Origin of the sequence: Erwinia sp. PPS120, assembly GCF_047918655.1 — a bacterium.
In the GTDB taxonomy this organism is placed as follows: Bacteria; Pseudomonadota; Gammaproteobacteria; order Enterobacterales; family Enterobacteriaceae; genus Erwinia; species Erwinia tasmaniensis_A.
Map to the genome: position 1 here is coordinate 113,799 of NZ_JBLREF010000001.1, position 26,170 is coordinate 139,968.

The 26,170-nt window shown below is 51.2% G+C and carries 14 protein-coding genes, 1 tRNA gene and 7 pseudogenes; 13 read left to right on the top strand and 9 right to left on the bottom strand.

The window, feature by feature from the left end:
* Positions 1-43: 43 nt before the first annotated feature.
* From ACLRGG_RS00565 to pepA, 3 genes are read right to left on the bottom strand one after another with little or no spacing between them, the layout of a single operon-like run.
* On the bottom strand, positions 44-2,899 hold the full coding sequence (locus ACLRGG_RS00565; RefSeq protein ID WP_416247921.1) for a valine--tRNA ligase: 2,856 nt from the start codon (positions 2,897-2,899) through the stop codon (positions 44-46).
* Between the two features lie 5 nt (positions 2,900-2,904).
* The gene (locus ACLRGG_RS00570) at positions 2,905-3,363 is read right to left on the bottom strand and encodes a DNA polymerase III subunit chi (RefSeq protein ID WP_416247922.1); all 459 of its coding nucleotides are present in this window, start codon (positions 3,361-3,363) and stop codon (positions 2,905-2,907) included.
* A 5-nt stretch (positions 3,364-3,368) separates the two neighbouring features.
* A complete protein-coding gene (pepA, locus tag ACLRGG_RS00575) occupies positions 3,369-4,877 on the bottom strand; it encodes a leucyl aminopeptidase (protein WP_416247923.1) in 1,509 nt (502 codons plus the stop codon).
* Positions 4,878-5,156: 279 nt separating this feature from the next.
* Here pepA and lptF point away from each other — a divergent pair, with 279 nt between their 5' ends.
* Both lptF and lptG read left to right on the top strand, forming a co-directional pair.
* A complete protein-coding gene (gene lptF / locus ACLRGG_RS00580; protein ID WP_416247924.1) occupies positions 5,157-6,257 on the top strand; it encodes an LPS export ABC transporter permease LptF in 1,101 nt (366 codons plus the stop codon).
* Positions 6,257-7,333: an LPS export ABC transporter permease LptG gene (gene lptG, locus ACLRGG_RS00585; RefSeq protein ID WP_416247925.1), complete on the top strand. Its 1,077-nt coding sequence runs from the start codon at positions 6,257-6,259 to the stop codon at positions 7,331-7,333. The genes lptF and lptG overlap by 1 nt, the downstream gene beginning before the upstream one ends.
* A gap of 139 nt (positions 7,334-7,472) precedes the next feature.
* Here lptG and ACLRGG_RS00590 read toward each other — a convergent pair whose 3' ends face one another.
* Together ACLRGG_RS00590 and ACLRGG_RS00595 are read right to left on the bottom strand one after the other, a co-directional pair.
* Positions 7,473-8,726: a DUF445 domain-containing protein gene (locus tag ACLRGG_RS00590; RefSeq protein WP_416248025.1), complete on the bottom strand. Its 1,254-nt coding sequence runs from the start codon at positions 8,724-8,726 to the stop codon at positions 7,473-7,475.
* 255 nt (positions 8,727-8,981) lie between these two features.
* The gene (locus ACLRGG_RS00595; protein WP_416247926.1) at positions 8,982-9,488 is read right to left on the bottom strand and encodes a YjjA family protein; all 507 of its coding nucleotides are present in this window, start codon (positions 9,486-9,488) and stop codon (positions 8,982-8,984) included.
* A 302-nt stretch (positions 9,489-9,790) separates the two neighbouring features.
* Between ACLRGG_RS00595 and ACLRGG_RS00600 the strand changes: the two genes are divergently transcribed.
* From ACLRGG_RS00600 to ACLRGG_RS00615, 4 genes and pseudogenes are all read left to right on the top strand, one after another.
* Positions 9,791-9,875 (top strand) — tRNA-Leu (locus tag ACLRGG_RS00600).
* Between the two features lie 164 nt (positions 9,876-10,039).
* Positions 10,040-11,307: pseudogene (locus ACLRGG_RS00605) on the top strand (tyrosine-type recombinase/integrase).
* A 216-nt stretch (positions 11,308-11,523) separates the two neighbouring features.
* Positions 11,524-12,525 carry an AAA family ATPase gene (locus ACLRGG_RS00610; RefSeq protein WP_416247927.1) on the top strand — a complete coding sequence of 334 codons (1,002 nt, stop codon included), beginning with the start codon at positions 11,524-11,526 and terminating at the stop codon, positions 12,523-12,525.
* A gap of 2 nt (positions 12,526-12,527) precedes the next feature.
* Positions 12,528-13,115 carry a hypothetical protein gene (locus ACLRGG_RS00615; RefSeq protein WP_416247928.1) on the top strand — a complete coding sequence of 196 codons (588 nt, stop codon included), beginning with the start codon at positions 12,528-12,530 and terminating at the stop codon, positions 13,113-13,115.
* A gap of 311 nt (positions 13,116-13,426) precedes the next feature.
* Here the strand turns inward: ACLRGG_RS00615 and ACLRGG_RS00620 are convergent, their stop codons facing one another.
* Both ACLRGG_RS00620 and ACLRGG_RS00625 read right to left on the bottom strand, forming a co-directional pair.
* The gene (locus ACLRGG_RS00620) at positions 13,427-13,699 is read right to left on the bottom strand and encodes an ogr/Delta-like zinc finger family protein (protein ID WP_416247929.1); all 273 of its coding nucleotides are present in this window, start codon (positions 13,697-13,699) and stop codon (positions 13,427-13,429) included.
* A 1-nt stretch (position 13,700) separates the two neighbouring features.
* Positions 13,701-13,940: a phage polarity suppression protein gene (locus ACLRGG_RS00625; protein ID WP_416248029.1), complete on the bottom strand. Its 240-nt coding sequence runs from the start codon at positions 13,938-13,940 to the stop codon at positions 13,701-13,703.
* 2 nt (positions 13,941-13,942) lie between these two features.
* On the opposite strand from ACLRGG_RS00625, the pseudogene ACLRGG_RS00630 reads away from it, so the two are divergent.
* Together ACLRGG_RS00630 and ACLRGG_RS00635 are read left to right on the top strand one after the other, a co-directional pair.
* Positions 13,943-15,691, top strand: a pseudogene (locus ACLRGG_RS00630) (primase-like DNA-binding domain-containing protein); the annotation flags it as partial.
* A 343-nt stretch (positions 15,692-16,034) separates the two neighbouring features.
* The gene (locus tag ACLRGG_RS00635) at positions 16,035-17,651 is read left to right on the top strand and encodes a TIR domain-containing anti-phage reverse transcriptase (RefSeq protein ID WP_416247930.1); all 1,617 of its coding nucleotides are present in this window, start codon (positions 16,035-16,037) and stop codon (positions 17,649-17,651) included.
* Positions 17,652-18,991: 1,340 nt separating this feature from the next.
* On the opposite strand, the pseudogene ACLRGG_RS00640 reads toward ACLRGG_RS00635, so the two are convergent.
* Positions 18,992-19,455, bottom strand: a pseudogene (locus tag ACLRGG_RS00640) (DUF943 family protein).
* A 4-nt stretch (positions 19,456-19,459) separates the two neighbouring features.
* Positions 19,460-19,743: pseudogene (locus ACLRGG_RS00645) on the bottom strand (DUF3289 family protein); the annotation flags it as partial.
* Positions 19,744-20,449: 706 nt separating this feature from the next.
* On the opposite strand from ACLRGG_RS00645, the pseudogene ACLRGG_RS00650 reads away from it, so the two are divergent.
* The 5 genes and pseudogenes from ACLRGG_RS00650 to ACLRGG_RS00670 form a co-directional block, all read left to right on the top strand.
* Positions 20,450-20,884, top strand: a pseudogene (locus ACLRGG_RS00650) (ATP-binding cassette domain-containing protein); the annotation flags it as partial.
* 18 nt (positions 20,885-20,902) lie between these two features.
* Positions 20,903-21,604: an ATP-dependent Clp protease proteolytic subunit gene (locus ACLRGG_RS00655; protein WP_416247931.1), complete on the top strand. Its 702-nt coding sequence runs from the start codon at positions 20,903-20,905 to the stop codon at positions 21,602-21,604.
* Between the two features lie 67 nt (positions 21,605-21,671).
* Positions 21,672-21,797: pseudogene (locus tag ACLRGG_RS00660) on the top strand (DUF2778 domain-containing protein); the annotation flags it as partial.
* Between the two features lie 421 nt (positions 21,798-22,218).
* Positions 22,219-25,737: an AAA domain-containing protein gene (locus ACLRGG_RS00665; protein ID WP_416247932.1), complete on the top strand. Its 3,519-nt coding sequence runs from the start codon at positions 22,219-22,221 to the stop codon at positions 25,735-25,737.
* Between the two features lie 33 nt (positions 25,738-25,770).
* Positions 25,771-25,941, top strand: a pseudogene (locus tag ACLRGG_RS00670) (hypothetical protein); the annotation flags it as partial.
* Positions 25,942-26,170 lie beyond the last annotated feature (229 nt).

Sequence of the window (26,170 nt, forward strand, 5' to 3'; positions counted from 1 at the left end):
CGGCGAGCGCTGCTCTGCCGGGCCTTGAGGGCAACATCAGTGATTACAGGGCGTTAATGACCGCCTGCTGCTCAATCAGTTTGACCTTCGCCTGCTCAAACTCAGCTATGCGCTCACGCTCTTTTGCAACAACGGCAGCAGGGGCGCGGGAGACAAAGCCTTCGTTTGAGAGCTTGCTTTCAATCTTACCGATTTCCACTTCCAGCTTAGTCACTTCTTTCGCCAGACGCTCCAGCTCGGCAGCCTTATCCACCAGATCCGCCATCGGGATCAGCAGCTCGGCACCGTCGATAATCTTGGTGACGGAGACCGGGCTTTTATCGTCGGCAGACAGCAGGCTGATGCTGGCCAGTCGCGCCAGCGATTTCAGGAAGCTGTGGTTATCGTTAACCCGACGCACCACCTCGGCGCTGCTGGCGCGCAGCAGCACGTCCAGCGGACGGGAAGGGGCGATGTTCATCTCGGCGCGAATATTACGCACCGCGACGATAGCCTGCTTCAGCCACTCGGTATCGCTGAGGGCAACATCGTCAACCTTGCTGGCCTCAAAGGCCGGCATCGGTTGCAGCATGATGGTGTCATCGCTGATGTTCTTCAGCACCTTCACGCGCTGCCAGATGGTTTCGGTAATAAACGGAATAATCGGATGCGCCAGACGCAGCAGGGCTTCCAGCACGGTAACCAGCGTATTGCGGGTGCCGCGCAGCTCTGGTTCATTTCCACCGGTCATTACCGGCTTAGCCAGCTCCAGATACCAGTCGCAGAACTGGTTCCAGGTGAACTCATACAGGATGTTGGCCGCGATATCGAAGCGGTAGCTATCCAGCGCTTCGCGGTAAGCTTTCACCGTCTGGTTGAATTCGGCAAGGATCCAGCGGTCGGCCAGGGAGAGCGTCATCTCGCCGCCATTGAAGCCGCAATCTTTGCCTTCTGTATTCATCAGCACAAAGCGGCTGGCGTTCCACAGCTTGTTACAGAAGTTGCGGTAGCCCTCCAGGCGCTTCATATCCCAGTTGATATCGCGTCCGGTAGAGGCCAGTGCCGCCAGGGTGAAGCGCAGCGCATCGGTGCCGTGCGGCTCGATGCCATTTGGGAACTGCTTCTCGGTGCGCTTGCGGATTTTTTCTGCCAGCTGCGGCTGCATCATGTTGCCGGTGCGTTTAGCCACCAGATCCGGCAGCGATATCCCGTCCACCATATCCAGCGGATCGATGACGTTGCCTTTCGACTTCGACATCTTCTGCCCTTCGTCATCGCGGATCAGACCGGTCATATAGACGGTGTTAAACGGCACCTGCGGCTTGCCATCATCATCTTTGATAAAGTGCATGGTCAGCATGATCATGCGGGCAATCCAGAAGAAGATGATGTCGAAGCCGCTCACCAGCACGCTGGTAGGGTGGAAGGTACGCAGCGCTTCGGTATTCTCAGGCCAGCCCAGCGTTGAGAAGGTCCACAGGCCGGAGGAGAACCAGGTGTCCAGCACGTCTTCGTCCTGGTTCAGCACCAGATCGTCAGCCAGGTTATTATCGGCGCGCGCCTCAGCTTCGGTGCGGCCAACGTAAACGTTGCCCTCGGCATCGTACCAGGCCGGAATGCGGTGGCCCCACCACAGCTGGCGGGAAATACACCAGTCCTGAATATCGCGCATCCAGGAGAAGTACATGTTCTCGTACTGCTTAGGCACAAACCTGATATCGCCCTGCTCAACGGCTTCCACCGCCACTTTTGCCAGCGGCGCGGTACGTACGTACCACTGATCGGTCAGCATCGGCTCAATCACCACGCCGCCGCGATCGCCATAAGGCACGGTCAGGTCGTGCGGCTTGATCTCGTCCAGCAGGCCCAGCGCATCAATGGCGGCAACCACGGCCTTACGCGCGGCAAAGCGCTCAAGCTTCTGGAATTCAGCCGGGATTGTCGGGTCGCACTGGGTGGACTCTTCCCCGTTGGTGTCATAAACCTGCGCAGATTCACGGATATCACCGTCAAAGGTCAGGATATTGATCATCGGCAGCTTGTGACGGCGGCCCACTTCGTAGTCGTTGAAGTCGTGCGCCGGGGTGATTTTCACGCAGCCGGTGCCTTTCTCCATATCCGCATGTTCGTCACCGACGATGGGAATACGGCGGTTAACCAGCGGCAGCTCAACAAACTTGCCGATCAGATCCTTGTAGCGCGGATCCTCGGGGTTAACCGCGACGCCGGTATCGCCCAGCACGGTTTCGGGGCGGGTCGTCGCCACCACCAGATAATCTTTGCCATCGGCGGTTTTAACGCCGTCGGCCAGCGGATAGCGGATATGCCACATCGAGCCTTTTGACTCGCGGTTCTCCACTTCCAGGTCGGAAATCGCCGTGCGCAGCTTAGGATCCCAGTTCACCAGGCGCTTGCCGCGATAGATCAGGTTCTCTTTGTACAGGCGCACAAAGACTTCCCTCACCGCGTTGGACAGACCTTCGTCCATGGTGAAGCGCTCGCGCTCCCAGTCCACGGAGTTGCCCAGACGGCGCATCTGACGGGTAATGGTGCCGCCGGATTCCGCCTTCCACTGCCAGATTTTGTCGATAAAGGCGTCGCGTCCGTAATCCTTACGCGTTTTACCCTCTTCAGCCGCGATTTTACGCTCCACCACCATCTGGGTCGCGATACCGGCATGGTCGGTCCCGGCCTGCCACAGGGTATTTTTACCCTGCATACGCTGGTAGCGGATCAGGGTATCCATAATGGTTTGCTGGAATGCGTGACCCATATGCAAGCTGCCGGTGACGTTTGGCGGCGGGATCATGATGCAGAAGCTTTCCTGGCTGGTATCGCCATTCGGTTTAAAGTAGCCCTGCTTTTCCCAGTGCTCGTAAAGCGGCTGTTCGATCTCTTGCGGGTTATATGTCTTTTCCATGTCTGCTATATCGTTGGCGGCCCGGGCGGCGTGGCCGTATTCAAGTGGAATCCAACGCTGCGATACGTTTTATAACGATCGCGCGCCAGCTGTTTCAAATTTTCTTCATAAGGCACGAAGTCTATCACTTCATGGAAAGCAGTAGCAAAATCTGCAAACTGCGGCAGCAGGCTGATCAGCAGATCGCGCGGCGCATTACCGCGACGCTGCGGCCAGGCCAGTTCGACCGGGGCGCCGTATTTTGGCCCTTCTCCCGCCAGATTATGCGGGACAAAGGCGCTGGCCGGACGCTTCCACAGCGCCTCGTCCAGCCTGACAGCCTGGGCTTCATCTTCACAGGCCACCAGTACGCGCTTCCCCTCACGCCAGTGACGTCCCGCCAGGTCGCAGACCAGCGCCTCAAGGGCGCTGAGTCCGTCAACCGGCGTATCGGTTTCCAGCAGGTAGAAGGTGGCGTTTTTCATTACCGTCAATCGTCGCCGTTAAGGCCGGCGCGGTTCAGCAGGAACTGCGACAGCAGGGCAACCGGACGGCCGGTGGCGCCTTTCGCTTTCCCGGAGCGCCATGCGGTACCGGCGATGTCCAGGTGCGCCCAGTTATATTTGCGGGTAAAGCGCGCCAGGAAGCAGGCGGCAGTGATAGCCCCGCCGGGACGACCGCCGATATTGGCCATATCGGCGAAGTTGGAGTCCAGCTGATCCTGATACTCATCCGACATCGGCAGACGCCACGCGCGGTCGCCAGCCTGTTCTGACGCGCCAATCAGCTCGTGCGCCAGCGGATTATGGTTAGAGAGCAGCCCGCTGATATGGTGGCCCAGCGCGATCACGCAGGCGCCGGTCAGGGTCGCGACGTCAATCACCACGTCGGGGTCAAAACGCTCAACGTAGGTCAGGGCATCGCACAGCACCAGACGGCCTTCCGCATCGGTATTCAGCACTTCGACGGTCTGACCGGACATGGTGGTCAGCACGTCGCCCGGACGATAGGCGCGGCCACCCGGCATGTTCTCACAGCCGGCCAGCACGCCCACCACGTTCAGCGGCAGATTAAGCTCGGCCACCATACGCATTACGCCATAGACCGACGCGGCGCCGCACATGTCGTACTTCATCTCGTCCATGGCTTCCGCAGGCTTGATCGACAGGCCGCCGGAGTCAAAGGTCACGCCTTTACCGACCAGCACAACAGGCTTGCTGTCCGCATCCGGGCTGCCCTTGTATTCAATCACCGACATCAGCGATTCATTCTGCGAACCCTGACCGACGGCGAGGTAGGCATTCATGCCCAGCTCTTTCATCTGCTGCTCGCCGATCACCCGCGTGGTGATATTGCTCCAGGCATCGGCCAGCTGGCGCGCCTGGGATGCCAGATAGGCAGCATTACAAATGTTCGGTGGCATATTGCCGAGGTCTTTGGCGGCTTTGACGCCCGCCGCCACGGCCAGGCCGTGCTGAATCGCCCGCTCGCCGCAGGTCAGTTCGCGACGGGTTGGGACGTTAAACACCATTTTGCGCAGCGGACGGCGCGGCTCGACCTTATTACTTTTCAGCTGATCGAAGCTGTAAAGCGTCTCTTTGGAGGTTTCAACCGCCTGACGCACTTTCCAGTAGGTGTTGCGACCCTTAACGTGCAGCTCGGTCAGGAAGCAGACGGCTTCCATCGATCCGGTGTCGTTAAGCGTGTTGATGGTTTTCTGAATCACCTGCTTGTACTGCCGCTCATCAAGCTCACGCTCTTTGCCACAGCCAATCAGCAAAATACGTTCAGACAGGATATTCGGCACGTGATGAAGCAGCAACGTCTGCCCGACCTTCCCTTCCAGCTCACCGCGGCGCAGCAGGGCGCTGATGTAGCCATCGCTGATTTTATCCAGCTGTTCAGCAATCGGTGACAGCCTGCGAGGCTCAAACACGCCGACCACAATACAGGCACTGCGCTGTTTTTCCGGGCTACCGCTTTTTACACTGAACTCCATGCACTCTCCTGAATCTTAAAGACAACGGCGCCTGCTGCGGCTAGAATGGTGCGCTTTCGTCACGCGTAACGCCGTGGCGCCGCGCCGTTAGGCTAACGGGCAACTTTTAGTTTTGGTGATCACCCGTCACTGGGTAGAATGGTTTTAGCACCACCAGAACACGATTATTGTCATACTATTTTAGCTATGACCATGGCCATCAATGAGAATAAATGGCGTATAAGCGATGAAACTAGCGATTTTCCTGCAAAAAGACAAGTTTTCACAGGCGTACTCAGCGTGATCATCATTAGATATCTGGTCCGGGAAACGCTCAAGAGCCAGCTGGCTATTCTTTTTATCCTGCTGCTAATCTTCTTTTGTCAGAAGTTAGTCAGGATTTTAGGCGCAGCGGCGGACGGCGAAGTTCCCACAAATTTAGTCCTGACCTTACTGGGGCTTGGTATTTCGGAAATGGCTCAGCTAATTCTGCCGCTAAGCCTGTTTTTAGCCATTTTAATGACCTTCGGGCGGCTTTACACCGAAAGTGAAATCACCGTTATGCACGCCTGCGGATTGAGCAAGGCGGTGCTGGTGAAAGCCGCGATGGTGCTGATGCTGATCACCGCCGCCGTAGCCGCCGCCAACGTCGCCTGGCTTGGACCCTGGTCTGCGCGCGATCAGAACGAAGTGACCAAAAATGCCAAGGCTAACCCCGGTGCGGCAGCGCTGGCAGCCGGTCAGTTCCAGCAGTCGGGCGACGGACAGGCGGTACTCTTTATCGAAAACGTGAAGGGTAACAACTTCGGCAACGTCTTCCTCGCGCAGCTGCGGCCAAAAGACAATGCCCGCCCCTCTGTGGTGGTGGCGGATAAAGGCCATATGTCGCAGCGGCATGACGGATCGCAGGTGGTGACCCTGGATAACGGTACGCGCTTCGAGGGCACGGCGATGCTGCGTGACTTCCGCATTACCGATTTCAAAAACTATCAGGCGATTATCGGGCATCAGGAAGTGCTGCTTGACCCGAACGACGCCGAGCAGATGTCGTTCAGCGCCCTGCGGCACTCCACCAAGCCGGACTTTATCAGCGAGCTACACTGGCGACTGACGCTGGTCTTCTCCGTGCTGGTAATGGCGCTGATGGTGGTGCCGCTTAGCGTGGTTAACCCACGTCAGGGCCGGGTGCTCTCCATGCTGCCCGCGATGCTGCTCTACCTGATTTTCTTCCTGCTGCAAAGCTCGTTCCGCTCCAGCGGCGCGAAAGGGCGGCTGGAACCGGCGCTGTGGATGTGGGTAGTCAATTTTGGGTATCTGGCGCTGGCGGTGCTGCTTAACCTGTGGGATACGGTGCCGATGCGACGTATTCGCGCGCGCTTCAGCAAGGGAGGCTCCGTCTGATGTTTGGCGTACTCGACAGATATATCGGTAAAACGATTTTCAACACCATCATGGCGACGCTGTTTATGCTGGTGTCGCTCTCCGGCATCATCAAGTTTGTCGATCAGCTGCGTAAAACCGGCCAGGGTGACTACACCGCCGTCGGTGCCGGGCTTTACACCCTGCTCAGCGTGCCGAAGGACATTGAGATCTTCTTCCCCATGGCGGCACTGCTTGGCGCGCTGCTCGGGCTGGGTACGCTGGCCCAGCGCAGCGAGCTGGTGGTGATGCAGGCGTCCGGCTTTACCCGCATGCAGATTGCCGCTTCGGTGATGAAAACCGCCATTCCGCTGGTGCTGCTGACCATGGCGGTTGGTGAGTTCGTTGCGCCGCAGGGCGAGCAGATGGCGCGTAACTACCGTGCGCAGCAGATGATTGGCGGCTCGCTGCTCTCCACGCAGAACGGCCTGTGGGCGAAGGACGGGCATAGCTTTATCTTTATTGAGCGGCTGAAGGACAACAGCGAGCTGGGGGGCATCAGCATCTATAACTTTGATAAAGATCGCCGCCTGCAATCGGTACGCTATGCGGCCTCGGCGAAATACAACGCCAGTGAAAAGCTGTGGGACCTGTCGGAAGTGGAACAGTCCGATCTGACCGACCCAAAACAGGTAACCGGCAGCCAGACGCTGAGCGGCCAGTGGAAAACCTCCCTGACGCCGGACAAGCTGGGCGTGGTGGCGCTGGACCCGGATGCGCTGTCGATCAGCGGGCTGTATAACTACTCGAAGTACCTTAAGCAGAGCGGCCAGGTTGCCGGACGCTACCAGCTGAATATGTGGAGCAAAATCTTCCAGCCGCTGTCGGTGGCGGTGATGATGCTGATGGCGCTGTCGTTTATTTTCGGCCCGCTGCGTAGCGTATCCATGGGGATGCGGGTGGTAACCGGCATCAGCTTCGGCTTCCTGTTCTACGTGCTGGACCAGATATTTGGCCCGCTGAGCCTGGTCTACAATATCCCACCGGTTCTGGGAGCGCTGCTGCCGAGCGCCGTTTTCCTCGCAATAAGTATGACGATGCTGCTTAAGCGCCGATAGGTGTTGCGGAGGGCGGGCAGGTAGCAAAAGTGCAGACTGCGCTCCGTTTATAGCGGGGCGGCAGATGAGAGAAAAGGGGCGGAAATCTTAGATTTTCGCCCCTTTTTTTATCTGTTAATTCCTGAGCTGGCCGCGGTAATCAGTACCCCGAACGCAGCGTTTCAATCGCCGCCGGCACCATCGACAGCAGCCACAGGATCAGGCCAATGACGCCGCCCACTACCGTGCCATTAATGCGGATGCGCTGAAGGTCTTTACCGATATTCAGCTCAACCTGATGCGACATATCCTTCGCGTCCCAGCTTTTCACCGTATCGCTGATATGGCGGCTGAGGAACGCCGAGAACTCTGGTGCGACGCCCATGGCGGCCTCCTCCAGATGCTGATTCAGCGAGGCGCGCAGATGCGTATCCTGCACCAGCGTTTCGCCCAGCCACTGTCCGGCCGCGCTCACCTTTGCATGCAGCACCGAATCTGACTTATCCAGATCGGCCTTCAGCCAGCCGCGCAGATCGCCCCACAGCTGGCTGATATAGGTATTCAGCGCTTCATCCTGTTTGAGGTAATCCTTAATCTCTTCCGCCTTAAGCTGCATTTCCGGGTCGCTTTTCAGGCGGCTAATCAGCCGCTCCACGGCGCGGTTGAAGCCCTGGCGGATCTCATGAGTGCCATCCTGCTCGATGTCGTTAAGGATGGACCTCACCGCGTTGGCGGCCATCTCGGCACTCTTTTCGCCCACCCACTCGGTGGGCAGCATCTTCTCCTTAAGCGGATGTTCGCGCTTAAGCCAGCGCATCACCTGTGCGGCGATAAAGTCATGGGTGGCGGGCTTATTCACCAGCTGCAGCAGCTGGCTAATGGCATCGTCCAGCAGCGCCTGGTGGCGGTTGTTTTTGGTCAGGCTCTCCAGCACCATCGCCGCCGACTGCGACAGATCGACCTTATCGATCGCCTTGTGAATGGCACGACGCATAAACGCCTGGATACGCTGGTCATCCGCCAGGTCGAGGAAGCCTCGGATCATCTTCAGCAGATACCCACCCAGCCGTTCAGCATTCTCCGGGGTACGCAGCCAGCTGGCCATCATCTGCGCCGGATCGTGGCGACGAATCAGCGTCAGCAGGGCATCGGTATTAAGGAACTTATCCTGCACGAACAGCGCCAGATTATCGGCGATACGCTCCTTATTGCGCGGGATAATGGCGGTATGGCGACCTACCAGCGGGACAGGCACCCTGCGAAACAGCGCGCTGACCGCAAACCAGTCTGCCAGCGCGCCCACCATCGACGCCTCTGCGACGGACTTCAGCGCCCCCACCCAGCGGCTGGCCGGGAACCACAGGGGATAAAGCACGGTAGCAATAAAAAGCACTGCCGCGCCGCACAGCAGCATCAGGGGCAGACGTTTGGCCTTAAGTAACTCAGCTTCTTTATCCTTCACGTCGGAGGCTCCTTGTTGGTATCACGGGCATAAGCAACCCACAGGTTAACAGCCTGGCAAGGTATTGTCCTTTTCGGTCACGTTCAGCGTGTGAGAACCCGGCGGGGCACAGGTGCGAGAGGAGCACGGAAGGATTTTCTGCAGAGATAACAGGAGCCACCGGTTGTGGCTCCGGGGAAAGAGAACGGAGGGACAGCTCCGAAGAGACTAGGAGATAAACTGCTTGCCCTGCTTCAGCACCAGATCGCAGGCTTTGGTTTTCACCTTCTTGCCCAGCGCGGTATTCCCCAGGCTGCTCAGATTTACCTGCTGATTGTTGCCGGTATTCAGCAGACCCATCAGGCCCTGCTTATAATCGGTGGTCTCCTGCTGCTTAGTGGTGTCCGTCAGGCCAAGCTTGCTCATCAGCTGGTCTTTCACCGAGCTGACGTTGTTATCCACCACGTTATTCTTCACGCAGTACTGCAACACGCCAGCGGCATTGGTCATGCTGTTGGCGCTCAGCGACTGATTCCCGCCGTTCAGCAGACCCGTCAGCGCGCCCATGGAGGTGCCGGTCTGCGAAGTGGAGCCAGACGTGCCAGATTCAGAATTCTGGCTGAGCGAACTGGCCGCGCTGCTCAGCTGGTCCTGCCAGCTTGCCGCCGAGGCTGCACCCGCCAGCAGGGTGGAAGAGAGTGCCATTGCCAGTACCATTTTAGACGTTGCTTTCATGCTATACCCTTGTATTTGTTATCCGGTGCCGCTGCCAGATGCGCTTTCGCTAACCGCCAGCACAGCCACCCATTTTCATTCCATTGGGACAGCACAATAGCCGCCAGGTTCCCGCGTGCGCATGCAACCCAGCCCGAGGGGTAAGGGTTTAAGAGTAATCTCAATAAGGTAAGAAGGTCGGGGCAAAGACCCTGGGCTAAAGCGCTCTATTTTTCACCACTCAACGAACAGCCTGAAGGATTTAGGTTGCGCAGGGTAGCCGTAACGGTATAATCCACCTCGTTTTCCGCATACCCTTCAGTGCCGAAGTGGCGAAATCGGTAGACGCAGTTGATTCAAAATCAACCGCCGCAAGGCGTGCCGGTTCGATTCCGGCCTTCGGCACCAGTATCCATTCCATCCCCGTCCGGGGAAGTCCAAAAAAACCTTTAAAATCAACGTTAGGCCTGATTTTATCATCCTGCGTCGTCCGAGCGCATCCGTTGCAATCCAGACCCCGCTGGGGGCATAATTGGGGGCATTTCCACTTCGATAAGAAATGTGCCCCCAAAATGAAGCTGAATGCCCGTCAGGTCGACACTGCAAAGCCCAAAGAAAAAACTATAAAATGGCCGATGGCGGCGGTTTGTATCTTGAGGTCACGACTAAAGGATCAAAGTACTGGCGCATGAAGTACCGGCGTCCAGCTGACAAAAAAGAAGACCGACTTGCCTTCGGCGTTTGGCCGACAGTGACGCTTGCCGAGGCACGTGCTAAGCGTGACGAAGCTAAAAAGATATTAGGGCAGGGGATTGACCCCAAAGCTGAGCAGAAAGAAGCCCAGGCTGAGAACGCCGGGGCTTATAATTTTGAAACAATCGCCCGTGAATGGCATGCCAGTAACAAGCGCTGGGGTGATGACCATCGTTCACGGATCCTGCGCTATCTTGAACTGTATATTTTCCCTCATATCGGTTTGGCAGATATTCGTAAACTGAAAACCAGCCAGCTCTTAGCACCTATTAAGGCCGTTGATGCCAGTGGCAGGCATGATGTCGCTCAGCGTCTTCAGCAGCGTGTAACTGCGATAATGCGCTATGCCGTGCAAAACGATTACATTGAATCTAATCCCGCTGTTGATATGGCTGGGGCACTTTCTACGGTTAAGGCTCGTCATTACCCCGCATTACCTTTCAACCGTTTTCCTGAGTTTCTTGAGCGCCTTGCTGCATACCGTGGGCGTATCATGACACGTATAGCTGTCGAGCTTTCATTGCTGACCTTTGTCCGTTCCAGTGAGTTGCGCTTTGCTCGATGGGATGAGTTCGATTTTGAAAGAGCCTTGTGGCGGGTTCCTGCACAACGTAAAGAGATAGAAGGAGTTCGTTACTCCCATCGTGGCATGAAGATGAAAGAGGAGCATCTTGTACCGCTAAGCCGTCAGGTTTTAGCCCTGCTGGAAAAGTTGAAGCAATTAAGCGGTGATAACGAGAGACTCTTTCCTGGCGATCACGATCCTAAAAAAGTCATGAGTGAAAACACGGTTAACAATGCCCTGCGTGCTATGGGATATGACACGAAGACCGAAGTTTGCGGGCATGGCTTCAGGACAATGGCACGAGGTGCGCTGGGTGAGTCGGGGTTATGGAGTGATGATGCGATAGAGCGGCAGTTGAGCCACTCCGAGCGTAACAACGTCCGTGCTGCTTACATTCATACTTCTGAGCATCTGGATGAACGTAGATTGATGGTGCAATGGTGGGCTGATTTCCTTGATTCCAACAGAAAATTTTTTATCAGCCCATATGATCTTGCTAAAGTATATGCAAATATTGACTAATAAAAACGCTTTATTGTACCTAGTGTGACGGTTTTAATTTAACATTTTTTAACTTAAATAAAATGGTTTAGGAATAAAATACCCTATGAATATTACGCAAGTTAAGCTAAAAACTGGAAGAATTTTAGAAACATAGATGTTCCTTTAGGTGACAGAGCTTATGTTATAGGCCCGAATGCTGTTGGTAAGTCAAATTTCCTTGATGTTTTCAGATTTATGAGTGACTTATGTAAGGATGGTGGGGGCCTTCAAAAGGCTGTAAATGATCGTGGTGGAATAACTAAGCTTCGTTGTTTGCAAGCGCGAAATGATACTGAGGTTTCAATTACTTTAAATTTGTCAGATGATGCTGATGAATGGATTTATGAACTAGTATTTAAAGCATCTGGCCGAGGAAAACAACTGATTAATGTTGTTAGGGAAAGAGCCATTAAAAATGGGATTGAAGTTTTAGCGAGACCCAATGATAGAGATCAGGCGGATTCAATTCAGCTGACGCAAACTTATTTGGAGCAAATTTTAGCAAACCAAATATTTCGGCCTATAGCAATTTTCTTTTCCTCAATAACTTATTTACATATTGTTCCTCAGTTATTAAAGTTTGCAAAAGAGATAGGAATAAATAAAATTGAGGATGATCCCTTTGGTCAGGGCTTTTTAGACCGTTTAGCAAACACACAAAATCGCACGCGTGAGGCTTGGTTAAAAAAAATACAGGCGGGACTCTCAATAGCTGTTCCACAGTTTAAAGAGCTGCGTTTTGAACGTGATGAATCTGGCCAGCCTCACTTAGAAGCCCGTTACGAGCACTGGCGACCAAATGCAGGTTGGCAAAAAGAAGACCAATTTTCGGATGGTACTTTACGTTTAATTGGTTTGATGTGGTCTTTATTAGAAAAAAGACAACTACTCTTATTAGAAGAACCAGAACTTTCTTTAAATAGTGAAATTGTCAGATATATTCCAGAGGTGATTGAAAATACTCTGAGGGGGGCGCGTAATCAGAAACAGATAATAATAACTACGCATAGCACCCCGTTGTTAAGTAATAATATAGATGGCAATGACATAATATTGTTTTTGGCTTCGGAAAATGGCACTACAGCAAGGTCGCCTACAGAGGATGAATTAGATGCAATGAGAGCGGGCTTCTCTCCAGCTGAAATAATGCTTCCATTGACTTCACCTAGCAATATAAAAAGAATAACTGAGATTTAAATATGAAGATTTCAATTGCTACTGAGGATGTTTTAACGGAGGAGGTAATTACTAAAATCCTCTCATTTAAAGGACGATTTGAAATTGTACACAAGTTGGGGAGGAAAGGCTGTGGCTTTCTGACAAACAAGCTTTCCAACTTTAATGAGTTAGCTAAAACTCATAATGTACTTGTGTTTTTCGATTTGGATTTAAAGCCTAATCCCAATGCGTATAAGAGTTCCTTGGAGGGAAAAGTGGCAAATAAAAATGGCTCTTTACATATTTTAATATCTGTCAGAGAGGTTGAGAGTTGGGTTTTAGCAGATCGCATTGGGTTAAGTGCATATTTTAATATATCTAGGGATAAAATAGAACGAGACCCTGATGTATTGCCGGACCCGAAGGAGAAGATAATAAATCTTGCAAAGGCTTCGAAAAATCCGCTTATAAAAAAAGGAATTCCTCCAAAAGCAGGTGCTGCTGCAAAGGTGGGTATTTCATATAACTCTCTGTTAACTAATTTCATTTGGGATGGATGGGATTTCACCCGGGCTTTAGAGCATTCTCAAAGCTTGCGTGATGTGTCAAGTTTAATAGATGCACTTTAATTTTAACTTTATATTTCTTTTCGAATGCATAAAGCACTAACTTGAATTTTAGGAGTTTGGACATTAGCAAAACCTCTTGCGCGCTCTCGTACCCCCGCCACGCCTGCCCGCTTTAGGGAGTGGTTTTCATGCGCCTGCATTAACAGTGTCATCGCAGACTGCTACTGGGCTGAAGCGGGAAATAACAGTCGCATAAATTCATGCGTTTTCATGCGGCATAGTCATGCACTGCCAGTTAAAGGCTGGCCAGCCAGAGAAAGGGCATAAAAATCCCGGCGCGGTGGCCGGGGGGGAGTGTGAGTTTTGAATTTTCAGACGGGGATCTGCTGGCGCTTTGAAAGGCGACTCCCTGAACCATAGCGCCCCAGAACCTGTGGCTTTCTTTCCGGTGGTTCAGGTAGCTCGCCGGTGTCGTTTGTCCGTCCGGGCTTCATGATTATCTTCTCCACGCTCTCCAGTGCGGTGAAGGTGCATGAGCACTCAATATTCTGGCACTGATACCAGGTCCGTTTTACCGTGGCTGACTCATAGGCGCTGGTACGCGTATGGGCCACCTCGCCACACTCCGGGCATTTCAGCGCCATGTCATGCGCCTCCCTGAGAGGCAACCAGCTTTGCAAGGCGGCGCTGGAAACGAAAATGCTGTGCTGTTGTGTAGCCCTGCTGGCAGTCTTCAGACATGGTGGCGTCCTGGAACAGTCCCGACCCAGCAATAATATCCCGGTAGGATTCTGCCGGTTCCGGTGTGCTTTCCTCTGCGTGACGGGCGAGCGCCGTCTGTAACACCCTTGCCGCGACATCCAGTCCGCCGCGTCCGTTCAGCAAGGGAGCTGGTAAACGTCCAGCTTATTAACGCCGCCAGTGAAAAGCGTACGCTCAGGGGCGGACAGGTGAAAGGTGCCTGCCACGTTCTCAGCAGTGGTAAACCGGCAAAGCGTATTTGGCTGGCGGAGGGCTACTGCCACCGGCCTGACGGTGCATAACCTCACTGGCGATGAGGTCTTGGTAGCGCTGTCGTCCATTAACCACCTTTCTCTGGCTGGCCTTGTCCGGGAAAAACACGCCACGCTACTGCTACTGATTGCCGCAGACCGTGACCTGAATGGCGGCGGGCACACGAAAGCGCGTCGGGCAGTTGAAGCATGTAACACCACCGTTACCCTGCCGCCGGTGTTCGGCGACTGGAATGACGCTTTTATGCAGTACGGAGAGGAGAGCACCAGGCGGGCGCTGACGGAAGCTGACGGAAGCCGCCACGCAGCCCGCCGCCAGCCCGTTTGACGTGATGAGCGAGGCGGAATTTTCGGCCATGAGCGCCAGCGAAAAGGCAGAGCATAACCGCAGCGCACTGGCCGTGGACGCCAGCGGGGAAATTCTGTCCCGCTACCGCTCCGGCGCGTGGAAGGTGATTTCCGGGAAGCAATTTGAGCGCGACGTGGCGAAGTTGTTCCAGCGCCTGCGAGCGCCGTTCTCGGCGGGCAAGATTTCGGGCGTGGTGGACACCCTCAAGCTGATGCTGCCGCAGCAGGCCGACCCGGCGCGCCGCCTGATTGGCTTTCGTAACGGCGTGCTGGACACCCGCACATTAAAGACTTCTGGCTACGCACGGTCAGCGAGGTGGACTACACAAAGCCCGTTCAGGGTCGAACGCTGGCAGACCACGCGCCGCACTTCTGGCAGTGGCTCGACCGCGCCGCCGGATGGGACCCGGCCAAGCGTGACATCATTCTGGCCACGCTGTTTCTGGAGGTCACCGGATCCGGCGGCAGTGGTAAAAGCATCATGGCGGAAATCGCCACCATGCTGGCCGGAACGGACAATACCACCTCTGCAACCTTCGAAAGGCTGGAGTCGTCGCGCGAACGCGTGGCGGTGATTAGCTACTCGCTGATTATCCTGCCCGACCAGGAAAAGTGGATCGGCGACGGCACGGGCATCAAGACCATCACCGGCGGCGATGCGGCCTCCGTGGACCCGAAGTACCGCGACGCCTATTCAACGCACATTCCGGCGGTGAACAACAACCCGATGCGCTTCACCGACCGCAGCGGGGGAGTACCGTGCCGCCGGGTTATTCTGCACTTTCCGGAAATCATCCCGGCAGACGAGCGCAACCCGCAGCTGAAGGATAAATCAGCGGAGAGCTGGCTGTCATTGTGCGCCAGCTGATGCGGCAGTTCAGCCAGCCGCAGCAGGCCCGGTCGCTGCTTCAGTCGCAGCAGAACTCCGAAGAGGCGATGCGCATCAAGCGTGACGCAGATCCGATGGTGGATTTCTGCGGCTACCTGTCCACCACGCCGGAGTCAAACGCGCTCTATAAGGGGAACGCCAGTATCAGGCCGCTTCAGCCTAGGCGTTACCTCTATCACGCCTGTCTGGCCTATATGGAGGCCAACGGTTAAAAGAATCTGCTCAGCATTAAGATGTTCGGTCTGTCGCTTGAGGGGATTTTGCGGGAATATGGACAGCATTACATGAAGCGGCGAACAAAGCTCGGTATCCAGACCATTCTGGATCTCTCGGAGAAGAGTAACACCGACTGGCTTTCGGAGTGCGACGAATCGAGCGCAACATGACTATCTGAACCGGCGTAAGCCGGTTTTTTTACGCCAAAAGTTCTCTCAATGTTATGTTAGGGTTCCCTATCTTTCCTTCAGGCTGAACCCTTTAACTAAAGACGTTAAAAGAGATGGATTGTGAAGAAATTTTAAGTAAATCTCTTTATATCGTCTGTCATTGTGATAGATTCGTTACTGGCTCCGCCTTAAATGTTTGAGGTTGTTTCGCCTCGATTTATCTAATGTAAGCACATCACGCCCGCGTCAGAGGGTGGCGATTAATCGTCCAAGCAGATTGTCGGCTTGACGTTGCGTAAAGTGATTGGGCGGAGCCACCCTTAAAGATTATGCGAGGTCGGAAATGTCACTTCATGATAAACTGATTTTTGTTAACTTAAACGACGACGACTCAATCGATCTTATAAACGTAGAGCCACAACCGCATATAAATAAAAATATTATAAAGTGGGATAATAAAAAACTTTCAAATGAAATAGCAAGCGATGATAACGCTACGATAAAATTATGCCACTTAATTCAAGAGAAAAAACTAAGTATAAATTCGGCTTCGGATGTAGCAAACTTATTAGAAGTTCCTGTGGGCCAGTTTCTTTATATCTTGTATCATAAAAAGAATAATTATAAAAGCTTCTCAATCAAGAAAAACAATGGCGAAGATCGTCAAATTAACGCACCTCAGGGTGGATTGGTCATTTTACAAGAGAAATTTAAAGTTGTATTAGATTATTTCTATCGTCCTAAAAGAGCAGCGCATGGTTTTATTTCAGGCAAGAGCATCAAATCAAACGCAGAAAAACATATAAAAAAAACGCATGTTGTTAATTTGGATATCGAAGATTACTTCAGCACAATAACCTTTGCAAGGGTTTACGGATTATTAAAAAGTAAACCTTTCAATTTTGCTCACCCTGCTGCGACTGTTCTCGCTCAACTTTGTACAAGAGAAGGAATACTGCCTCAGGGTTCATGTACTTCACCGGTAATAGCAAATATAATTTCGGCCTCATTGGATAAGCAGTTCACACAATTAGCCAAAAGAAAAAGTATCACTTATACACGTTATGCTGATGACATAACATTTTCTTTTAGGCAGAAATCTATCCCAGAAATATTTTTTAAAACTGACGGTGAAAATATTGAGATTGGAGATGCCGTTAGGAATATAATTGAGAGCAATGGATTTAAAATAAATGAAGAAAAATTCAGGGTTCAAGAAAGGCATGAAAAACAGGTGGTTACAGGGCTTGTAGTAAATGATAAAGTAAATGTTGACAGGAATTATATACGTTTGACTAGGGCCATGATAGATAAGTGGTGTAACGACAAAGTTCAAGCATCAATAAATTTTTGCTCAATTAAAAACATTCAAGCAACAACCAATAATAAAGCTGTAAGTATATTCAGAAATCACATTTATGGGCGCTTAAGTTTTATAAAAATGATTCGCGGCGGCGACTTCCCTGTATACTTGAAATTAATAACCAGAATGAGTCACGGTGATGTGTATAAAACTAAAGAAGGTATAAGAGCTATGAAAGAAACTGAAACATTTGAAATCTTCATTTGCCATGCAAGCGAAGATAAAGAATCAATGGCTAAGCCCATTTATGAATCTTTGACGGCTTTGAAAATCCATACATTCATTGACCATGTTGAGATTAAGTGGGGGGATTCCCTCATTGAAAAAATAAACTCCGCATTATCTAAAGCAAAGTTTGTAATCGCTATTCTTTCTGCAAACTCTGTAGAAAAAAAGTGGCCACTTAAAGAACTTCATGCGGTTTTGGCTCGTGAAATCAATGATGGAAAGGTTAAGCTTTTGACCTTGGTAAAAGAAGAGGATGAGGAATTAATACAATCATCTTTACCTTTACTTCAGGATAAACTTTTCATGGTTTATAAGAACAATCCAGATGAGTTAGCAAAAAAAGTACAAGAACGTTTGAAATATAATTAAATTTATTTATTTCAATTTCGAGGGGTAAATTTTCTTGAGAGGGATTTTAAGCTTATACATTTAATTATAATATCTACCCCTACGTTAACTTTATGGCCAACGGCTACCGCAACTCGCTGGGCATGAAAATATCCAGCCATGCGCTGGAGAGCATTGTGCGGAAATATGGCCAGAATTATATGAACCGTCGTACATAAGACCAATTTTGATCTGACAGAAGAAAGCAACACCGACTGGCTGCTAAAATGTGATGACCCGGCAGCAATCTGAACCACACGAAACCGGCGAAAGCCGGTTTTTTACACCTAAGGTACACCATGAGTGTAGAGTTAAAGCGATTCTACACTCATGCCTCATCAACTAATTGAATGAATATAAAGATAAAAAATGAAAGCTATAGGGTGTTAAGGATTTTCCATAAAATCTTTTTTTGTGGGGGCTTGGTTCGGTTACATGGTAGGAAACCTGACCGAGTAAAATATTTAAAGATCGTTGTACTATTTGAAATTCATGCAATGAATATAAGTTAATGAATTTTATGACAATTGATAAATTTCATAGGGGGCATAAAAGGGGGCGCATGTCAGGATGTTATGTTTTTTATTTATGTAAAACAGTTGGTTGGGTGATGGTTTGAGTCCGTACTTCGCACCGCTATCTTGTCCATCATCGTTCGAAGAAGTACATAAATACATTAAAATCAAAGTATAGGGTGGCATCCATTATCTGGCACCTTCTAGGCAAATCCGTACCACTCCCAGCGGTGGCTGAAGAGAGCAGTTAGACGCAATGAAATCAGGCAGATGCGGATTTACGTGAGGCTGGCGAACTGCTATGACTGCCGACTGTTCCCTGACATGGACCTCCAGCTGCCGCGATAAAGCTTTATGGCCTGGATTGCCCGGCTGCTGACCGGTGAGAACAATACTATGGCGCACACCACTCACATTGGAGTCGTCACGCATGCGCCTAAGTTGTCGGTTACCCCTCAATTATTCTGCCATTCCAGGTCGCCATGCCGGCAACCGAGCGCGCTCCCCAGCTGCTGGAAAAGATTTGCGTTTAGCTTGCGAATATTGCGTGCCACCTGTTGGAGTGACCCCCACAACATCTGCGATATTCTGTGCAGAAAACACCCCGGCAGGAGGGACAAAGATTTACTCATCTGTCACGTTCGCTTTAAACGCACCTTACCGAAAAGAGGTAAGGCAGGCGACAAGGCGTTGCTGCTTTTCTCCCCCCGTCGAAATAGCCTCTCTGATATTTTTCTACTTCTGCATGGCTGGTGCAAGCCGGGCAGAACAAGTGATTTTATTGCTGCATCAACGTAATGGCGGGAATTATTCGTCTTTCAGTTTTATTATTCTCTCACCTTTTTCCATGCGATATTCACCATCATCGACTGTAAATATAGTGCCTCTGTTCTTGCTGTGACTGATTGAAAATACCCGATCCTTTTCTATGCAATTTATAGGCGCTTGCATATCAGCAAAGCACAGTCTGTCATATTTACCTTCCTCCATATACCCCTCTCCAAACAACCAAACTATAATAGTGAAGTTTCCGTTGGATGCTGGTTTAGGAATATCATATCGTCTTTTTAGTGTGGCTTTATTCTCTAACCACCAGTCTATTTTTCCCCTGTCAGTAATTGAAAAATTTTCATTAACACAGAGCTGTAGTTACCGTCTTCATGAACTGCGACAATTTCTACCGGACGCAGAGACAGCCAGAGCACGCAGGCGAGTAGCGGACAAGCGAAGAACGACAGCGCGAATAGTGTTTTTTTGAGGTTAGCTTTCATTAAGGTCCCTGATAATCTGCTCCTTTAAAGCCCTGTTCAGCGGCATATCCCTGAAAGGCGTACCATTACCATTCTGCATATGGGTGATCATTTTTTCAATCAGGTGTCTGTACGGCCCGTTAAGGGAAAATTTGCGGGATAATGATCGGAACTCGTCAAAAAGCATAATGGCGCACTGCTGGCGGGTAATTCTTTCCCCAGATCCCCGCAACGCATATCACTGGCGCTGTAGTCATCCATCCACTTCTGGGTTTTGAATATGATGCAGGGAAACTCTGGTGCGATCATCGTGATACATTCCTTGTGTAATCGTCCGTTAAGATCTGCACGAGGAATCATACGCGGTGAAAGGCCGGAGTGTAAATGGCATAAAGCCGCTGCCATCTTTTTTTACAGGTTCCAGGAGCCAGCCAGAAAAATCATATTTAGACTCTCATGGCATGGGATATCAGGGCTTGTGAGTCTGTTTCTGACGAACGTAAAACCGGTACCCAATAACGTTATTTTGGCAATTTAAGGCTGAATTTTTACATAAGCATATGGAATTTAAGAAATATATTGTAACATTTCTTTCCTTAACTTTACGAATGTGGGAAGGTATAAAAATTCAAGCTTTAACGGAGGAGACTCTCATGAATATCCGACGAGTTTTAACAATCATAATATTTGGAGTTATTTTCTCGGCGATTTCTTTCTTTATTACCAACTTTGCCACAAATGTTGGTAATAATAACGAAGCTCTGTCTAACTTCTTTATCGTCGTAGTACCGATTGCTCTTGCTTTTTTAGTGGAAAATAAATTTTACCGAAGAAAATCATAACTTATCCTGAATAATAGGGAGTTCAAATAAGAGAACTGACGCTTAATGAGTTGAAGTTTGTGTCTGGTGGTAATGCTAACTCCAATTATGAAGGCGGATGTCGTTCGGCCGTACGTAACGGTGCATACCGTGGGGGACAAGATGGCGCGGTAGAGGGAGCTATTCAGGGAGCTTACCGCAGGGCAGTGGCCTGTATCCTGCAGGAAGACCGGCTACTGGCGGGTTCACTGCGCGACAATATCACCGGATTCTCCCCCGATGTCGATGTTGAATGGATGGAGGAGTGCGCCCGACTGAGCCACATTCACGATGACATCATGGCACTGCCGATGAGGTATGAAACCCTGACTGGCGAGCTCGGTGAGGGCCTGTCGGGCGGACAGCGGCAGCGTATTTTTATTGCCCGCGCGCTGTATCGTCGGCCGGGCATTTTGTTTATGGACGAGGCCACCAGCCATCTTGATGAACAGAATGAAGCGCTGATCAATGCGGCGATACGAACCCTCAACATAACCCGCGTCATTATCGCGCACCGACCGTCCACTATCTCCTCGGCCGGACGTACCCTTGTACTGGGCAATGAATCATTGCGCGGCCAGGAAAATTAACCTCACCGGGATAACCGGATGTCCAGATCAAAAAGGGAAAACGGTAAAATGAAAAAGATCCCCGCTACCACCATCGCGTTGCTGCTGGCGTCAGCCTGCGCACAGGCAAACGTAACGTTCATCAAGAGCGATACCGTGGGCAACGGCCAGGTAAACGCAGCAGGCGTCTATTTTAACGGTCAGGTGAACAATCAGACGGTAACCTGGCTGATATCCGCCCTGGCAGAAATACGGGAAAACTACCGTAACGTGCATAATATAGACGTTTATCTTAACAGCCGTGGCGGCGACATGGATGCCGGATATGTTGCCTATGAAACGCTGCGTAAAAGCCCGATTACACTTAATATGATTAATGCGTCCGTGACGGCTTCATCCGCCACCCTTATTTACTGTGCCTCGCCTGAGCGCTATTCGATGCCAATGGCGCAGTTTATGCTGCATCCGGCGGCGGCACCTGATGAAAAGACGGACTACATCAGGCCGGACCAGGCACGCCGAATTCTGGAGGAAGACGAAAATTACAACGCCATATTTCGTAAAGTCTATGCCTCATGCACATCGCTTTCGCGTGAGGAATTAGAAAAAATAACTGATTCTGAAACCGGCAGGGTGATATATCCGGCTGACGAAGCGGCGAAACACGGGCTGGTGACCAAAGGTATCAGGGAAAGTCACAGCTATCCGTTGACCTATTATATTACCGACAGTCAGGGCTGACGTAAGGGTCTGTTCAGGGGGCAGGCACTGATAGGTTGGCGTTAGCCAGCTCAGCTATTAGTGAGACAACGCCGCTGAGTTTGGTCGTGATAAATCGTTTGCTTTATTCAGGGACGACTGGATTATTGACGATCATATCTGGATCGATGGGGTTAAACGGGGATTATTCAGACTTCATCCAGGCCGCGTATCCTAAGTTAAGGTCATCGGATTAAGTCTATTTATCCGGTTCTGAGTGAGTTATCACTATTTCTGCCACAGAAGTGGGTAACTAAGATAGCAGCCATGCATAAAATCACGGCGCGAAAGGTTATGCTGATAAAAAACAAGCGGCTAATCTTCATCACAAATAAAATCAGACTGACACTTGTTATGTAATAATCATTGATAATTACCTATGGATATTTTTACGTCATGTTATTAATTTGCTCAAGTCCCAGTCCTGCCGAATACGCTGACTTATCTACTTTTTCTTTGGATAAGGTATCAGCCAATTCCTGCGGACGTTTTCAAATAAATTATTGCGCTCGCGTTCGCAACGTGGACAATGCTTAACAATGTGCTGCGTTTATATCAACGTAATCAATAATTTCATTTAAGTCACGGGACGGGCAATGGACAGGAACACTCAGGGGTTCGCATCATACTGGCGTAATTCCTTAGCAGATGCCGAGTCTGGCAAAGGGGCATTTGAGCGTAAAGATGCGGATAAATTCACCCGCTGGGTGGATATCACCACGGGACGTTTGGATGAGGAGATCGTCCTTGCGTTCTTTGAGGGTGAAGGCGATGCGGTTAAAACGGTCGAAGTGCTTCTACGGCCGAAAGTCTGGATCCGCCAGCTTCAGCATGGCAAAGAACGGACGGCAGGGGCACCTGGCATCGTCACACCGCTGGTGACCTCTGCGCGACTGAGTCGCGAAGGCTTTTTGTTTCCTAAGGCTCCCACCACCATTCCCCGTGACCTGCTTGAACCCCTTCCTAAAGGCACTTTCTCGATTGGCGAGATGACTCAGTACGATAAATACAAAACGACGCATAACTCAGCCACCTGTAGTGTTGATGACGAACAGGAGCATCGTGAAGAAACGGATGAGCAGCGGGAAGAGCGGCATGTCAGGTATCATCATCAGTGGCAAACATATCTGAAAGAGGCTGACGATCTCTTAAACAACGTCGCCGGACTGTGGTGCACAACCCATGAGCAATACGAACCGGCTGGGTATGGTTATGTTATCAAAGCGAATCAGCCCGGCGGAGCCAGCATCCATATTCTTCCCCTGTACGATCATCTGCTGATGTGTAAAAAAGACGTTCCGTTATTGGCGCGTTTTGCTTCAACGGCTATGCCTTCCTTAAAACCCCTCCTTGCGGCTAATGCAAAGTTCACTGACCGGCTGGGGTATTCCGGGGATGAGTTTCCGCTGGCTGCGGCACAGCGCGACGCCCTGAGCCATTATCTGACCCAGCAGCCGGGTGAAATCCTTGCCGTCAACGGCCCGCCGGGAACCGGCAAAACAACCCTCGTTCTCTCTATTATTGCCACTGAATGGGCAAGAGCTGCCCTTAATAAAACTGAGCCACCAGTGGTGATGGCCACATCAACCAACAATCAGGCTGTGACCAACATTATTGAAGCCTTCGGTAAAGATTTTGCCACCGGCACTGGCGCAATGGCCGGGCGTTGGCTGCCTGAGTTGAAAAGTTATGGCGCTTACTTTCCGTCTTCGGGCCGTAAGGCCGAGGCCGCAAAAAAATACCAGACGGAAGATTTTTTCAATCGCGTTGAGTCTGGCGAGTATGTTGATGAGGCGCAGACTTTCTATCTTGAAAGGGCTAAAGAAGCATTCCCAGCGGTGGAATGCAGTTCCGTCGAACGCGTCGTGGATCGCCTGCATGAGCGTTTAACTCAGCAGTCCGATCGGCTTAAGCTAATTGAACCCGCCTGGGACAGCCTGAACCGTATTCGTCAGGAGCGAAACGCCATCAGCGAAGATCTCGGGCAGTATATTCAGGACAAAAGCAGGTTACTGCACGACAGCACGGATGAAATCGCGCTGTTAATCCGGGGCAAAAAGCAGTGGCAGCAATATCGTGCCGATGAGTCGATAGTATATGCGTTATTCTCCTGGATCCCCGCCGTTCGCACTAAGCGCCACTACCAGATTAACCTCTTACTCGACGCTACTTTTGGCACAAGAATGGCCGCGTTCCAGGGGGCTGCGCCGGAAGGGATCGATGCGTATATCGACAACCTGATTACGCGATCACAAAAAGAGCAGAGCGACTATCAACAGCAAATCAATCATGCTCAGGACGTTTCCCGACGGGAACGTGAGGCTATCAAATACTGGGATAGCCTGGCCCGGACGCTGGGATATACAGGCGAAGAGGAACTGAGCCTGGCTGCTGCCGATGAGCTGGCTGATACGCGGATTCGCTTCCCGGCGTTCCTTTTGGCAACGCACTACTGGGAAGGCCGGTGGTTGATGGATATGGCTGCCATTGACAACTTACAGAAAGAAAAAGGCCTTAAAGGAGCGAAAGCGGTTAAGGCCCGCTGGCAGCGGAGAATGAAGCTCACGCCTTGTGTGGTGATGACATGCTATATGCTGCCTCACCATCTGGTCATTAGGGAACATGTTGGTGGGGCGAAGAAATTTGACGATAGTTATTTATATAATTTTGCCGATCTGCTGATTGTCGATGAAGCGGGGCAGGTGCTTCCTGAGGTGGCCGGGGCTTCCTTCGCGCTGGCGAAAAAAGCATTAGTGATTGGCGATACGGAACAGATCGCGCCGATCTGGAACAGTTTGCCCGGTATCGATATGGGCAATATGGTAGAGGAGAACATTCTCCCCGGTGGCACTCAGGAAGAACTGACGGAAGCCTATGCACTGGTATGTGATTCAGGTAAAAGTGCGGCATCTGGCAGCGTTATGAAGGTGGCCCAGTTTACCTCGCTCTATCAGTATGACCCGGATCTGGCTCGTGGGATGTACCTGTACGAGCATCGTCGCTGCTTCGATAATATTATCGGCTACTGTAATGCGCTGTGTTATCACGGTAAATTACAGCCTAAACGGGGTATTGTAAAAGATAAGCCTTTTCCGGCAATGGGATATCTGCATATCGACGGTAAAGGCATGCAGACAAACGGTGGGAGTCGTTATAACGCCTTTGAGGCCGGAACGATAGCGGCCTGGCTGGTGGCGCAAAAAGAGGAAATAGAGCGCCATTACGGTGAGCCGCTGCATAACGTGGTGGGGGTCATTACGCCCTTCTCGGCGCAGGTTAACGCCATCAAAGCGGCATTGCGTAAGTTCGACATTAACTGTAGCGGCGGTGACGATTCTCTGACGGTGGGCACTGTGCACTCCCTGCAGGGGGCGGAAAGAGCGATCGTGCTTTTCTCCCCGGTCTATTCCAAACATGAGGACGGCGGTTTTATCGACAGCGACAGCAGCATGCTCAACGTCGCCGTCTCTCGTGCCAAAGATAGCTTCCTGGTCTTCGGTGATATGGATCTGTTTGAGATCCAGCCAGGCTCTTCGCCACGAGGATTGCTGGCAAAATACCTGTTTGCTTCAGACAGCAATGCATTACTGTTTGAGTTTCTGGAACGCAAAGATTTAAGCACAGCCCAGACGCAAATCTCTACGCTGCACGGGGTGGAGGAGCATGATGCGTTTCTTAACCAGACCTTCGGCACTATCGGAAAGAACATTACCATCGTTTCCCCCTGGTTGAGCTGGCAAAAGCTGGAGCAAACCGGCTTTCTGACGTCGATGATGCAGGCGCGATCGCGTGGTATTGATATCACCGTGGTTACGGACAGAAATTACAACACTGAACACGCTGATTATCAAAAGCACATAGAGAAAAAGCAGCATCTTCACGCCGCACTGGAAAAGCTGAACGAGATGGGTATTGCAACGAAGCTGGTCAAACGCGTTCACAGTAAAATTGTGATTGGGGACGAGGGGCTGCTGTGTGTAGGGTCATTTAACTGGTTTAGCGCCACGCGAGAAGAGAAATATCAACGGTACGATACGTCAATGGTATATCGTGGTGAAAGCTTAACAGGTGAAATCAAAACGATTTATACCAGTCTCAAGCAGCGCCAGTTGTAAGCAAGAGAGGGATAAGGAAGTCGTTGTGGCGTATTTATCACCACATCAGGCATTACCGCTCAGGCGGGGGATTTTTCTCATCAGGTGGAGGGAATAGCACTGGTTGATGGACAACCTTTGCTGCATTTAACGCTCGAAAATGAGGTGTGTCTCTCTTCTCGCCTGCTGCGAATTATTTCGACTAAAATTAGCAAGAGGGTTTAGTGGCTATAAGGCCATTAAATCCTTTTGCTCTCTGCCTGGTGGTTTATAGGCGGGCTGGCTTTATCATATTATTTGTGATGGTTATTATCGTTTTGGGCATATATATCGGACGCTGCCACCAGCGCTTTATTGAGCTGTACTACGAGTATAAATAGCAGGAAGCTGATGGCCTTAACACCTTAGGTAGCAGTCAAATTCAGTATCCCACTACACCCAATTACAGACCCGA